Here is a 12,390-nt window from a genome sequence, read left to right as displayed (position 1 = left end):
CCACCCTAACCCTCCCCTACTTCGCAGGGGAGGGAACAGTTGGTGGCGAGTCAGGAATATCGCTCGCAAGTCAGCGCCGCGAGTTTTCCGCCAGCGCCGCATCCTGCGGCACGCCCATCGCCTGGAACAGCGCCGCTGTATCCGCCAATCTTGCCGCCCTGGCCTGGATTTCCGTCAGCCGCGCGTTCTGCCAATGCTGCTCGCTCAGCACCTTCGACGGATAGGAAACCCCACCCAGCCGATAACGCGCCTGCGCGTTGTTGAACGATTGCTGCGCCGAAGCGGCCGCCGACTGCGCCGCCTGCAGCGTCAGGGCATCCTGGTCGAGCGCAGTCAAGGTATCGGCGACGTTCTGGAACGCGTTGAGCACGGTCTGCTGGTAATCCGCGATCGCAGCGTTGTAGCTGGCGATGGCGGCCTTGCCCGGGCCCGTATATCCCTCACCCCCCACCACCTTTACCCCCCCCGTCTAGGTGGGGTTGGTTTGGGGGGGGTACACGCAACCTCGCGGCGAATTTCAACGACGCGGCAAGCTCGCGCAACCCCACCCCAACCCTCCCCTGCATGCAGGGGAGGGAGCTGGCCGTCGCCTAGCTAAGGCTCGACGCCAATCATTTCAAAATCCCAAGGCTCATACGTCTAACAGGGGAAACAGCAACTGCTGCCCCGACGGAACGAACGCCTTGAACAAACCCAATCATCCCCCTGCTGGTGTGCTGGGCATCGGCCTGGAAGCCTTGCTGGCGCCGGGCGCCTATTTGCCTGAACAGCACCGATCAAGCGCTTCCGCCGAGCGGCCCTTCGGCACGCTGCTGAACTTGATCGATTCGCTGCGTCGTCGCCACGATTGGACCGGCGCGTGGTACCGGCGCAGCGTCTTCGGGCTGAGATATCTCGTGCGGAGCCTGTGCATTGGTCCAATGCATCAGCGATTTCTGGATTTTGTTGCAGCCGATCCGACCATGCGTGCCTATCGGGAACGCGATCCGCGTCTGTTGGAACGGCACATGCGCGGCTATCTCAACGCGTATTGGCATCGGCGCAACCGGCTGCACCATTTGCATCAGCATTATCGTTTTGCAAAGGCGCATTTGCCACGCGGCTTGTTCGAGCTGGTGTATGCCATGGGCCATGCAAGTTTAGGAGCCCTGCAAGCCAAGGATGGCTCCCTTTTGACGCTTTGCCTCAAGCCGCCCATTCACATGGGTTGTGAAGGCGAGCTCTGCCTGCAGCTGTGCGATGTGAACGAAGATCCGCTATACAGCATTGTCTTCTCGGTGGCCGATGAGAAGCCGATGCTGATGATCGGTTGCCTGCAGGGACCGCGGGGTGATAGCGCCAGGGACATCGTGCGCGAACTTACGCGCAACCTGCATGGCATGCGCCCGAAGCAGCTGATGCTTTCGTTGGTCTATTGCTTTGCGCGCCAGTACGGTATCGAGCGGGTGGTGGCGGTCTGTAACGATGCGCATCCGCTGCGTCGCAAAGGGCGCGCGATTTACGCCGACTACGACGCCTTCTGGAAAGAACAGCACGGCCAGCGTATCGGCGGCGGCTGGTACGCGCTCCCTGCCACGCTCGCGCACAAGACCGCGGCGGAGGTGCCGAGCAATCATCGCGCCGCGTTCCGTCGCCGCGAGGCCTTGCGGCGCGAGGCCGAGCAACTGCTGATCAACGCGCTCGCGCCACCTTCCTCACGCATGCCACGCGCGGTTGTGGCAGGCTTTTGACCGTCCACGAGGGTCCATGAGCACCGTGACACTATCCGTACACGTGAGCGACATCGAGAAGCTGTTTCGCGAGCACAACCGCGCGCTGATCGCTTTTCTGCAATGTCGCCTCAATTCGCTTTCGGATGCGCAGGAAGTAGCGCAGGAAGCATATTTGCGGATGCTGACCATGGACAACCGCGAGGAAGTCGATTCCCTGCGCGGCTATCTGTTCAAGATCGCCGGCAACCTGGCCATCGATCGTTTGCGCAAGCGCAAGGTGCGCAGCGATTTCGCCATCGTGCAGTCGCACGACGAACCGGTGGACGAGCAAAGACCCGACCATCACGCGGTGGCGGCGGAGCAGGTGGCCGGACTTCGCCAGGCCTTGCGCGAACTGCCGGCGAAGGCGAGCCGGGCGTTTGTCATGCACGTGATCGAAGGCCGCGATTTCAACAGCGTCGCGCAAACCATGAAACTCAGCGAGCGCATGGTGCGCTACCACGTCGCCCATGCGCTGGCCCACTGCCGCGCGTACGTCGACGAGAAGGAGATGCCGTGATGGCAAGCCAACAACAGCAAGACACGCTCCTGCGCGCCGCCGCCGATTGGTGGGTGCGCCTGCGCGAACCCGACGATAGCGGCGATACGATCGAACAATGGCTGGCGTGGACCACCGAGGACGAGCGGCATCTCAAGGCGTTCGAACACGTGAGCGCCTTGGCCGAGCGGTTCGGTCAGCTCGATCGCGTTTCGCGCCAGGCGCTGGTCAACACGTTCTCGCGTCCTGCGCCGCCATCGCCGCGCTGGCTGCCGCTGGCGGCTGCGGCGTCCATTGCGGCACTGGTGTTGTCCGGCGCGCTTTATGTCGGCTGGACTCGCTTCGGCAATCCTACCCAGGTCTTGCAGAGCGCCGTCGCGCAGAACCGTAATTTCACCCTGCCCGATGGCACCAAGGTGGCGCTGGGCGCCGCCTCCACGCTGACGGTGCAGTACAGCCGTGACCGGCGCAGCGTGGAACTGGATGGCGGCGAGGCCTTTTTCGATGTGGTGCACGATCCGCATCGACCCTTCGTGGTGAAGGCGGGCGAGGTATCCGTACACGACATCGGCACCGCCTTCGACGTGCGCCGCACCGGCGAGCGGGTGATGGTGGCGGTGACGCAGGGACGCGTGGCGATCGCCGACCTGCGCGCGGGCGCGAACCATAACAATGTGCTGGAAGCCACTGCGGGTCAGCGCGTCTCCTTCGATCCCGACGCCATGGCGATGGCGATTGATACCATTGCAGCCGCGCAGGCGACCGCGTGGCGCAGCGATCGTCTGGAGTTCATCGACGAACCGCTGAGCGTGGTCATCGCCAACCTGAATCGCTATACCAATAAACCGGTGCATATCCTCGACGCGGATTTGAACGCGCTGACGTACACCGGCACGGTGCGCGCCGATGCGATCGACAGCTGGGTAGGCGCGTTGCCGGAAGTGTTTCCGTTGCAGGTGAGCAAGGAAGCGGATCGGGTGACGCTGTCCGATGCCAAGCACCGGCAGTGAACCGAATAACCCGTAGGTTGGGTTAGCGCAGCGTAACCCAACGATGCCGGCAAATTACGTTGGGTTACGCCGCGCTAACCCAACCTACGAAAGCCTCCCGCAAGCTAGCGCAATACTGTCCCGATCAGCACACGCAAACTCGTGCTAACTGATGCGGCCCATGTCACACTCGTGATTTCGCGCTGAGTCGACGCACGTTATGAGGCGGTTTGCCTGGCTGCCAGCTTACGGCTGCCTGACATGGGGAGTGATGGCCTGGAGCGCATGCGCGGCATCGCCGCAAGCAGCGGAGCAAGCCTCAGGTATATCGTTTGCCATTCCTGCCCAATCGCTCGCCACGGCGTTGATCGCCTTCGGCAAGCAGGCCAATGTGCAGGTGCTGACGGCGGGCCAAGCAGTGGCCGGACAGCGCGCGCACGCGGTGCGCGGGAACTTGGCGCCGGATGCGGCGCTGGGGCGCCTTCTCGAAGGCACCAACATGGGCTTCGCGTTCATCGATGCGCGCACGGTGGTGGTGAAGCCGCGCGCAACGGCGGCCGTACAGACGTCCAAACCTACTTTGGCGCCCACGACGCCTGCGGCCACGCTGCTGCCCCCGATCCAGGCGATCGGCCTGGTAGGCCGGGATGCCGAATTCATGGCTGACGTGAGCAGCGGACCGGAGCGCACGGTGGCCGATCCGATCGACGTGCCGCAATCGGTCAGCATCGTCACGCAGAGCCTGCTGCAGTCCGAACAGGTACAGAGCATTGCCGACGCCATCCGCAACGTGGCCGGCGCACAGTATGTCGAGGGTTCGAGCGGCTTGCCGATTTTTGCCGTGCGCGGCTTCATCACCGGCAACGGCATGACCGATGGCATGCCCAACAATGTGCTGGGCGTGGGCGATTATCCACCGATGATCGGGGTGGAACGGGTTGAAGTGTTGAAGGGTCCGCAGGCCATACTTGGCGACGTCTCCGCGTACAACAACTTTGGCGGCCTGATCGACGTGGTGCTGAAAAAGCCGCAGAGCGATCCCGTTCATCGGTTCATGTTTTCGTTCGGCGAGCATGGCGAGAAAGAACTTGGCCTGGATCTGGCCGGTCCATTGAACGCCAGCAAGTCGCTGACCTATCGCCTGATCGTCAACGGCGACACGGCCGACCGCACACCGCAGGGCATGCGTGGGCAGCGCAATCGCTATGTCGCGCCATCGATCGGATGGTCGACGCCCGACACGACCTTCATCGCGGGCGCGTCGTGGATGATGAACCGCATGCCGATCCCCGATCACGTCATCTTGCTGGGCGACACCGTTGGTTCTGCATCCCCGTGGGGATTGCTGCTGGATAATCCCAACGACCACACGTCGGTGGAAACGCGGCGCTTGTTCTACATGCTGGAGCACCGCTTCAACAATACCTGGTCGTTTCGCAGCCGGGCGCAATACGTGCGCGAATCGATCGATCTGCAGGACTGGCCGCTATCGGATATCCAGCCTTTTGGCGATACCGCCGCGGTGGCAGAGCAATATCGTTCGTCCGATGCCTATTACACCTTGCAGAACGATGTGACTGCCGCGTTCGGGCATGGCTGGCTGCAGCATGCGGTGGTGCTCGGTTTCGATTATTCGCGCGTCCAGGTGGGCAACGGCGTCGATGCTTTCAGCAACGGCGGCGCAGGCATGGCGTACAACATTTTTGCTGATGGGCCATTGCCTTCGCCGACTTCTGCGTTGACGCCCGATGATTTCGCCACTGGTCATTTTCCGGGTCAATCGTGGACCACGGACAACGGCATCTTTGTTCAGGATCAGATGAGCCTGGGCACGCGCTGGCAAGTGCTGCTGGCATGGCGGCGCACCAGTTATGAACTCGAAACGACGCACCCCGACGGCAGCCCGTGGGATCTGCGCAAATCGCGTTGGGTGCCCAATTTTGGCGTGGTCTACAAGCTGGCGCCGGAGATGGCGCTGTATGCCAATACCTCGAACGGATTCCAGCCTGATACGTACCTCGGCAAAGACAACCGCCCGCTGCCGCCATCGCTGTCGCGACAACTCGAAGCTGGCGCGAAGTTCGACCTGTTCCAGGACCGCGCACGGCTCACCGTGGCCGCATACCGCATCATGCTCGATCACAGCAGTGACCTGGTGTCACTACAGCCGCCGTATTACATCGTCAACGGTCCCGGCCAATCAAACCAGGGTTTCGAAATCGAGTTCAACGGACAGCTTGCGCCGGGCCTGAACCTGAGCAGCGCCTACACGCGCCCATCCGTGCACAACAACGACGGCACACCCGCGACCGGACAAGCACGGCAGCAGTTCAACCTATGGGCCAGCTATAGCTTCCAGAGCGGCTCGTTGCGCGGCTTCGGCGTCGCCGGCGGCGTGTTGGCGCGCAGCCGCACCCTGGGGCAGCTGTCTGACGGCAGCGCGTATATCAACATACCCGGGCAGGCGGACGTGGCCATGAACGTGTTCTACCGCACGCCGCGCTGGAGCATCACGCTGGGCGTGAAGAATATGCTGGCCCGCAAGCTGTATGCCCCGACGTTCGATGAGACGTTCGTGCCGGCGGACGAGCATCGGGCGTATGTGTTGAGCGGGGTCGTGGATTTTTAGTTCGCTTCGCCATCCATCGGAATGACGACAAGACAAGCCGCCCGGTTTTTATTTGGACGAGGCCGGATGCGCCGTGAACACGTCATTGCCGAAGCTGTGCAACTGACTGTCCTGCGCGTAACCCAGATGCGATAGCCCGAACATGTCCTCCAGGCTGCGCAGCAAGCTGTAGTGATTGTATTCCACATCCGATTGCGTGCCGGGCGCAATGAAAGGCGAAAGCAGCACCGCACCGATCTGCCCGCCGCCGGGACCGATCTGGCCACCCGGTTGCGGGCCGCCGGGTAGCGGTTTTTCGTTGCAGCAGGCCTTGCCATCGTTGCCTTCATCGAAGGTGACGATCAAGAGGCCATCTTTCTTGAACGCCGGTGCATTGAGGATGCGCGGTACCCAGGTGCGCAGGAACGCGTCGGCGGAAATCAAACCGCCCGGTTCGCCGTTCTTGCACGGTGCGTCGTGACCGTCGTGGCAGAGATTGGGCGTGATATAGATGAGGTTCGCCGTGCTGTCGATGTTGGCGAGATCGTTGGCGAGATGATCGAGGTTCACCACGCGGCTGTCGCAGTACTTGCGCTTGTCGATGATCGAATGGAAATACACGAATGGGTTGTGCTTGGCTGCGTATTGATCGTTCGGCGCGGCATGTTCAGTGAGGTCGGGCGTGCCGATGGCCGGATGCGCGCAGGTGGCCGCTTCGCGTTTGGGATCCTTGCCCATGTCTTCCATGTACGCCTTCCAGCTGAAGCCGGCGTCGGTCAGCTGGTTGGCGAGGGTATGCACGCTCTTGGGATAGACGCAGCCCGTGCCTGGAAGCTGCCCGTTTTCATCGGCTTTTCCGGTCGGCACGAATTCGCTGAAGGTTACGCAATCGCCCTGGGTGGCTGGATTGGGCGCCTGGCCGCTGATCATGGCGATGTAGTTGTCCAGGCTGTAGTGGCCGACGCCGTAGTAGTTCGGCAGCAGCGCACCTTGCTTGGGCAGCTCGCGCGAGAGATACGGCGCGATCGACTGCGGCCCGAACGTGACCGGATAGGACTCGTTCTCCAGCATGATGATGAAGACGTGCTTGATCGGCGGCAGCGCAGGCGAGGAGCCGGCCAGGCCGATCGCCGGCAGGCACAGCACGAAAAGAGACAGGCAGGCTCGTGTCAGCGCGCGGTATGCGGTTGGAGAAAACGAAAAAGGAAACATGCAGAATTCCTTGCGCCAAAGCACCCATGTGATACGCAGGGTTAGACGCTATTGCAACCGGCTTGGGCGTCGAGATCAAGGTGCATGGATGTCGAAGAGGTGGCAGATATGGGGCGCATGTGCTGGTTCAAGCGGGCAGCACACGCTGCGTGGCTGTGCCCACGTGCATGAAGACTAATTGTGCCTCACCGTCATTCCGGCATTCGCCGGAATGACCACTCTGCATGGCGACGATTTAAAGAGGTGAATACAGATCAGCGGCACGGAGGCACAACTGCTCAAGCCCGCCCGTACACATCGTCAAAGCGCACGATATCGTCCTCACCCAGATAGCTGCCGGACTGCACCTCGATCAGCTCCAGCGGCACCTTGCCCGGATTGCGCAGGCGATGCACGCTGCCGAGCGGAATGTAGGTGCTCTGGTTTTCCGCCAGCAGGAACACCTTTTCGTCGCAGGTGACCTCGGCCGTGCCTGACACCACGATCCAATGCTCGGCGCGGTGATGGTGCTTCTGCAGGCTGAGACTGGCGCCGGGCTTGACCACGATGCGCTTCACCTGGAAGCGCCCGCCCTCTTCGAGCGAGTCGTAGCTGCCCCACGGACGATGCACTACGCGATGGAACGAATGCTCGGTGCGGCCGGACGCCTTGAGCTGGTCGACCACCTTCTTCACGTCCTGCGCGGCATCGCGATGCGCGACCAGGGTGGCATCCGGCGTGCTCACCACGATCAGATCATCCACGCCGACGGTGGCGATCATATGGCGATCGTGCGAACGCAACAGCGAGTTGCGCGTATTGACTGTGAGCGTATCGCCCTCGCGCTGATTGCCTTGCTCATCGTGTCGACCCGACAGCCACAGCGCCGACCACGACCCGATATCGCTCCACGCGCAGCTCACCGGAACCACCGCGGCGCGCGAGGTTTTTTCCATGACCGCGTAGTCGATGGAATCGTCCGGCACCTTGGCGAAGGCCTCGGCATCCACCCGCACGAAATCCAGATCGCCATGCCCGGTGGCATACGCCTGGCGCACCGCCTCGAGCATCTCCGGCGCGTGCTGGCCGAGTTCTTCCAGATAGCGCGCCGCCTTGAACAGGAACATGCCCGAATTCCAGTCGTACCCGCCGTCTTTCACGTAGCCCTGGGCGGTCGCCAGATCCGGCTTCTCCACGAAGCGCTCGACCCGGAACGCGGCGCCGCCGATCGACTCGGCGCGGCGGATATAACCGAAGCCGGTTTCAGGGCGATCGGGGCGGATGCCGAAGGTGACCAGCCAGCCGTCGCGGGCGGCGGGCAGGGCTTGCTGTACGGCGGTGGCGAAGCTTTCGGTGTCGCCGATCAGATGATCGGCCGGTAGCACCAGCAGCAGGGCTTGCGGATCGCGTTCCACCGCCTTGAGGGCGCCCAGTGCGATGGCCGGGGCGGTATTGCGGGCGATCGGCTCCAGCACGATGGTGGCGCCTTGTACGCCCGCTTCCAGCAGCTGATCGGCGGCCAGGAACCGGTGGTCTTCGCTGGCCACGATGATAGGCGCCATGGCCTCCGGCAGCTTCTGGGTACGGGTGACGGCCTGCTGGAAAAGCGTGCCATCGCCGCTCAAGGAGAGAAACTGCTTGGGAAGGTTCCTGCGCGAAACCGGCCACAGGCGGGTTCCGCTGCCGCCGCTGAGAATAAGAGGAATCAACATGTTTTAGGGACCAATGCCTTGATGATGTGGTTCAAACCTTGTCGCCAATCCGGCAAAGAATAGCCGAATTGCCGCTGAAAACCGGTGTTGTCCAGTACGGACCAGGCTGGGCGGCGGGCCGGCGTGGGAAATTCCGCGGTGGTGATGGGAATCAGCCTGGGCATGCGCGCGAGCAGCCCATGCGCCGTGGCTTCCCGCATGATGGCGTCAGCAAAGCCGTGCCACGTGGTGCTGCCGCTGGCGACCAGATGATGCGTGCCATTCATTTGATCGCGCTGCATCGGGTCGGCGTCCAGCCATTTATCGAGGGCGGCAAGGGTAGCTCGCACGATTAACGTCGTGTCGGTGGGGCTGCCATGTTGGTCAGCCACGATTCGGATTTCTTCGCGCTCCGCCGCCAGACGCAACATGGTGCGAAGAAAATTGTGGCCGTGCGGCGCGTAGACCCAGGCCGTTCGCAGCAGCAGATGCTTCGCGCCGCTGCGCTGCAATGCCAGTTCGCCGGCAAGTTTGCTGCGCCCGTAAGCACCGATCGGCGCCGTGGGGGCATCGGTCGGGTACGGTATGTCGGCGTTGCCGTTGAAAACGTAGTCGGTGGAATAGTGGATCACCAACGCATCGTGGACTGCTGCCCATGTGCCAAGCTCCCCGACCGCATCGCCGTTGATGCGTGTCGCAAGGGCTTCTTCGCTCTCCGCGCGATCCACCGCCGTATACGCTGCGGCATTGACAATCACCCGCGGTTGCAGCCGGTCGAGCAGGTCGTGCAGCGCATCGGCTTGAGATAGATCAGCAACTTCCGCAGGCTTGCCGTCGAAACGGCTGCCATCGCGGGTAGCGGCGGAAAGTATTCCCCGCTCTGCCAGCCCACCATGCTCAAGAAAACTGCGGCCAAGTTGCCCGTTCGCACCAAGCAGCAAGATGTTCATGCTTCGAACGGCGGCAGGCGGTCGACGGGAACATCGGCAAGCAATGGCGCTTTGGCGTCCTTGGCGGAAATCACCGGGTCGCTGACTGGCCAGTCGATACCGATGGCGGCATCGTTCCAGCAGATCGAAGCATCCGCTGCAGGGTCATACAGCGTGGTGCACTGATAGGTAAAGGTTGCGTAGTCGGAAAGCACGCAGAAGCCGTGCGCAAAACCGGCGGGAATCCACATGTGGCGATGATTGTCGGCGGTAAGCATGGCGCTGACCCATTGGCCGAAGGTGGGCGAGCCGTGCCGGATATCGACCGCGACGTCGTAGACTTCCCCCTCCAGTACGCTGACCAGCTTGCCTTGCGGGTGCGGCCATTGATAGTGCAAGCCGCGCAGCACGCCCTTGGCCGAGCGCGAGACGTTGGTCTGCACGAAGTTGGCGTGGATGCCCAGTTTGGCGTACTTGGCTGCGTGGTGGCTCTCGTAGAAGAACCCGCGCGAATCCTCGAAAACCTGGGGTTCCACGACCACCACGCCCGGCAATGCCGTCTGAATGGATTTCATCGCACAGGCCCTTGGTTGACCAGTTGAACCAGGTATTGCCCGTAACCGGTCTTGATCAGGGGCGCCGCCAGGCGCAGGACCTGTTCCGCGTCGATCCAGCCATTGAGATAGGCGATTTCCTCAGGGCAACAGACTTTCAGCCCTTGCCGGTTTTCGATGGTCTGGATGTAGTTGCCTGCTTCCATCATGGACTCGTGTGTGCCCGTATCCAGCCAGGCGTAGCCACGGCCGAGTTGCTCCAGGTGCAAGGAGCCGTCTTCAAGATAGCAACGGTTGAGATCGGTAATCTCCAGCTCGCCACGGGAAGAAGGCTTGAGGCTGGCGGCGTAGTCGCATACCCGCTGATCGTAGAAATACAGCCCTGTGACGGCGTATTGGGACTTCGGTTGCGCAGGCTTTTCCTCGATGCCTATCACACGCCCTTCGCCGTCGAATTCCGCAACCCCGTAACGCTGCGGATCCTTGACCCAGTAGCCGAAGATGGTGGCGCCATGTGGTCGCGTCGCCGCGCGCTTCAGGCGCTCCGTAAGCCCGACCCCGTAAAAAATGTTGTCGCCGAGCACCAGGCAGCTCGGCGCATTACTCACGAAATTACGGCCGATAACAAAGGCTTGCGCAAGACCATCGGGCGACGGCTGCACGGAATACCGGATGTCAATGCCCCACTGCGAACCGTCGCCCAGCAGGCGCTGGAACAGCGCTTGCTCATGCGGCGTGTTGATCATCAGGATCTCGCGCATGCCTGCCAGCATCAGCACGGACAGCGGGTAATAGATCATGGGTTTGTCGTAGACCGGCAGCAGTTGCTTGCTAATCGCCTGCGTAATCGGATAGAGCCGAGTGCCGGAGCCGCCGGCCAGGATGATCCCCTTGCGTGTATTCATGCGCCGAGCCGTTCCATGCGATAGCTGCCATCGAGTACGCGCTGTATCCAGGTCTGGTTGGACAAATACCAATCCACCGTCTGCGCGATCCCAGTTTCGAACGTCTGCGCCGGCTGCCAGCCCAGCTCGTGCTGCAGCTTGCTGGCGTCGATGGCATAGCGTCGATCGTGGCCGGGGCGGTCTTTTACGAAGGTGATCAGGCTGTCGTGAGGCTTGCCGCTGGGTAGCGGACGGCGCGCATCAAGCAGGGAGCAGATAGTGCGCACCACGTCGATATTGGTGCGCTCCGCATTGCCGCCCACGTTGTAGGTTTCTCCGACCCGACCACGTTCCAGCACCTTCTTTATGGCAGAGCAATGATCACCCACGTACAGCCAATCGCGAATGTTCAAGCCATCTCCATACACAGGCAGCGGTTCACCGTGCAACGCCTTCTGGATGACCAGCGGGATCAGCTTCTCCGGAAACTGATAGGGCCCGTAATTGTTGGAACAATTGGTGGTCAGCGTGGGCAGGCCGTAAGTGTGATGGAAGGCGCGCACCAAGTGGTCGGAGGCTGCTTTGGACGCGGAGTAGGGGGAATTAGGAGCATAAGCGGTCGCTTCCGTGAAGCGTCCCTCGTCCCCCAGGCTGCCGTAAACCTCGTCCGTCGATACATGCAAAAATCGGAAGCGATCGCGTTCCGGACCTTCCATTGAGCGCCAGTAGTCGCGTGCGGCCTCCAACAGGCTCAACGTGCCGACAACATTGGTCTCGACGAAGGCCGCTGGACCATCAATGGACCGGTCAACGTGCGATTCGGCCGCAAAGTTGATGATCGCCTCCGGCTTGTGCGCCGTCAGCAGACGCTGAAAGAGCGCCCGGTCCTTGATATCTCCCTGAACGAAAATGTGACGATCGTTGCCGGCGAGGGGGGCGAGCGTGTCCAAGTTGCCGGCATAGGTGAGTTTGTCGACGTTGACGACGCGTACACCGTCGGCGATCACCTTGAGAACGAAATTGGCGCCGATAAAGCCGGCACCACCGGTAACGAGCCAGGTTTTGGCGTCTGAAGATGGGGGATTCATCAAGCCCTGCTTTGCTACGCAGCCAGCGGATAGTTTGCCATTGATCGGGCCGGGAAACAGTCTGCGGGGAGCGGGCAAGCAATAGGCTGAGGTCAAAGTATCGACGCTTGCCGGGCGGTTCGTCGTTTGCCTCGGCGAAGATGGTGGTATTTAGCTAGCGAGCGGTGCGTTGAGCCGGCCAGGGGAGGATGCGCAAAGCAAGCATG

Annotated in this window: 11 protein-coding genes; 4 read left to right on the top strand and 7 right to left on the bottom strand. The window is 61.9% G+C overall.

Features of this window, described 5'->3' with window-relative positions; translation table 11 throughout:
• Positions 1–70: 70 nt before the first annotated feature.
• On the bottom strand, positions 71–451 hold the full coding sequence (locus ACTHNE_RS13760) for a TolC family protein (protein WP_440269554.1): 381 nt from the start codon (positions 449–451) through the stop codon (positions 71–73).
• A 22-nt stretch (positions 452–473) separates the two neighbouring features.
• Between ACTHNE_RS13760 and ACTHNE_RS13755 the strand changes: the two genes are divergently transcribed.
• The 4 genes from ACTHNE_RS13755 (at position 474) to ACTHNE_RS13740 (ending at position 5,868) form a co-directional block, all read left to right on the top strand.
• Positions 474–1,730 carry a VirK/YbjX family protein gene (locus ACTHNE_RS13755; protein ID WP_440269553.1) on the top strand — a complete coding sequence of 419 codons (1,257 nt, stop codon included), beginning with the start codon at positions 474–476 and terminating at the stop codon, positions 1,728–1,730.
• Between the two features lie 16 nt (positions 1,731–1,746).
• Positions 1,747–2,271, top strand: a complete 525-nt coding sequence (locus tag ACTHNE_RS13750; protein ID WP_440269552.1) for an RNA polymerase sigma factor — start codon at positions 1,747–1,749, stop codon at positions 2,269–2,271.
• Positions 2,271–3,260 (top strand): FecR family protein, encoded by a 990-nt coding sequence (locus ACTHNE_RS13745; protein ID WP_440269551.1) that lies wholly within the window; start codon positions 2,271–2,273, stop codon positions 3,258–3,260. The genes ACTHNE_RS13750 and ACTHNE_RS13745 overlap by 1 nt, the downstream gene beginning before the upstream one ends.
• 250 nt (positions 3,261–3,510) lie before the next feature.
• Entirely contained in the window at positions 3,511–5,868 is a 2,358-nt protein-coding gene (locus ACTHNE_RS13740) for a TonB-dependent siderophore receptor (RefSeq protein ID WP_440269550.1), read from the top strand.
• A gap of 48 nt (positions 5,869–5,916) precedes the next feature.
• On the opposite strand, the gene ACTHNE_RS13735 is transcribed toward ACTHNE_RS13740, so the two are convergent.
• From ACTHNE_RS13735 to rfbB, 6 genes are all read right to left on the bottom strand, one after another.
• Complete coding sequence (locus tag ACTHNE_RS13735; RefSeq protein WP_440269549.1) at positions 5,917–7,059, bottom strand: alkaline phosphatase family protein; 1,143 nt, start codon at positions 7,057–7,059, stop codon at positions 5,917–5,919.
• A 278-nt stretch (positions 7,060–7,337) separates the two neighbouring features.
• Positions 7,338–8,750 carry a mannose-1-phosphate guanylyltransferase/mannose-6-phosphate isomerase gene (locus ACTHNE_RS13730; RefSeq protein WP_440269548.1) on the bottom strand — a complete coding sequence of 471 codons (1,413 nt, stop codon included), beginning with the start codon at positions 8,748–8,750 and terminating at the stop codon, positions 7,338–7,340.
• On the bottom strand, positions 8,744–9,679 hold the full coding sequence (gene rfbD / locus ACTHNE_RS13725; protein ID WP_440269547.1) for a dTDP-4-dehydrorhamnose reductase: 936 nt from the start codon (positions 9,677–9,679) through the stop codon (positions 8,744–8,746). Before rfbD ends, ACTHNE_RS13730 begins: the two co-directional genes overlap by 7 nt.
• The gene (gene rfbC / locus ACTHNE_RS13720; protein ID WP_440269546.1) at positions 9,676–10,233 is read right to left on the bottom strand and encodes a dTDP-4-dehydrorhamnose 3,5-epimerase; all 558 of its coding nucleotides are present in this window, start codon (positions 10,231–10,233) and stop codon (positions 9,676–9,678) included. The genes rfbD and rfbC overlap by 4 nt, the downstream gene beginning before the upstream one ends.
• Complete coding sequence (gene rfbA / locus ACTHNE_RS13715; protein ID WP_440269545.1) at positions 10,230–11,117, bottom strand: glucose-1-phosphate thymidylyltransferase RfbA; 888 nt, start codon at positions 11,115–11,117, stop codon at positions 10,230–10,232. Before rfbA ends, rfbC begins: the two co-directional genes overlap by 4 nt.
• Entirely contained in the window at positions 11,114–12,184 is a 1,071-nt protein-coding gene (rfbB, locus tag ACTHNE_RS13710; protein ID WP_440269544.1) for a dTDP-glucose 4,6-dehydratase, read from the bottom strand. The genes rfbA and rfbB overlap by 4 nt, the downstream gene beginning before the upstream one ends.
• Positions 12,185–12,390 lie beyond the last annotated feature (206 nt).

It is taken from the genome of Dyella sp., assembly GCF_051954575.1.
Classification (GTDB): domain Bacteria; phylum Pseudomonadota; class Gammaproteobacteria; order Xanthomonadales; family Rhodanobacteraceae; genus Dyella_B.
The sequence above is the reverse complement of the archived record's forward strand: the minus strand, read 5'-3'. Positions and strand labels throughout refer to the sequence as shown.

Bases quoted from the DNA above. Each gene is read 5' to 3' on its own strand.
- ACTHNE_RS13740 (WP_440269550.1), top strand. From the start codon at position 3,511: ATGGCCTGGAGCGCATGCGCGGCATCGCCGCAAGCAGCGGAGCAAGCC.
- ACTHNE_RS13730 (WP_440269548.1), bottom strand. From the start codon at position 8,750: ATGTTGATTCCTCTTATTCTCAGCGGCGGCAGCGGAACCCGCCTGTGG.
- ACTHNE_RS13750 (WP_440269552.1), top strand. From the start codon at position 1,747: ATGAGCACCGTGACACTATCCGTACACGTGAGCGACATCGAGAAGCTG.
- rfbD (WP_440269547.1), bottom strand. From the start codon at position 9,679: ATGAACATCTTGCTGCTTGGTGCGAACGGGCAACTTGGCCGCAGTTTT.
- rfbB (WP_440269544.1), bottom strand. From the start codon at position 12,184: ATGAATCCCCCATCTTCAGACGCCAAAACCTGGCTCGTTACCGGTGGT.
- ACTHNE_RS13735 (WP_440269549.1), bottom strand. From the start codon at position 7,059: ATGTTTCCTTTTTCGTTTTCTCCAACCGCATACCGCGCGCTGACACGA.
- rfbA (WP_440269545.1), bottom strand. From the start codon at position 11,117: ATGAATACACGCAAGGGGATCATCCTGGCCGGCGGCTCCGGCACTCGG.
- rfbC (WP_440269546.1), bottom strand. From the start codon at position 10,233: ATGAAATCCATTCAGACGGCATTGCCGGGCGTGGTGGTCGTGGAACCC.
- ACTHNE_RS13745 (WP_440269551.1), top strand. From the start codon at position 2,271: ATGGCAAGCCAACAACAGCAAGACACGCTCCTGCGCGCCGCCGCCGAT.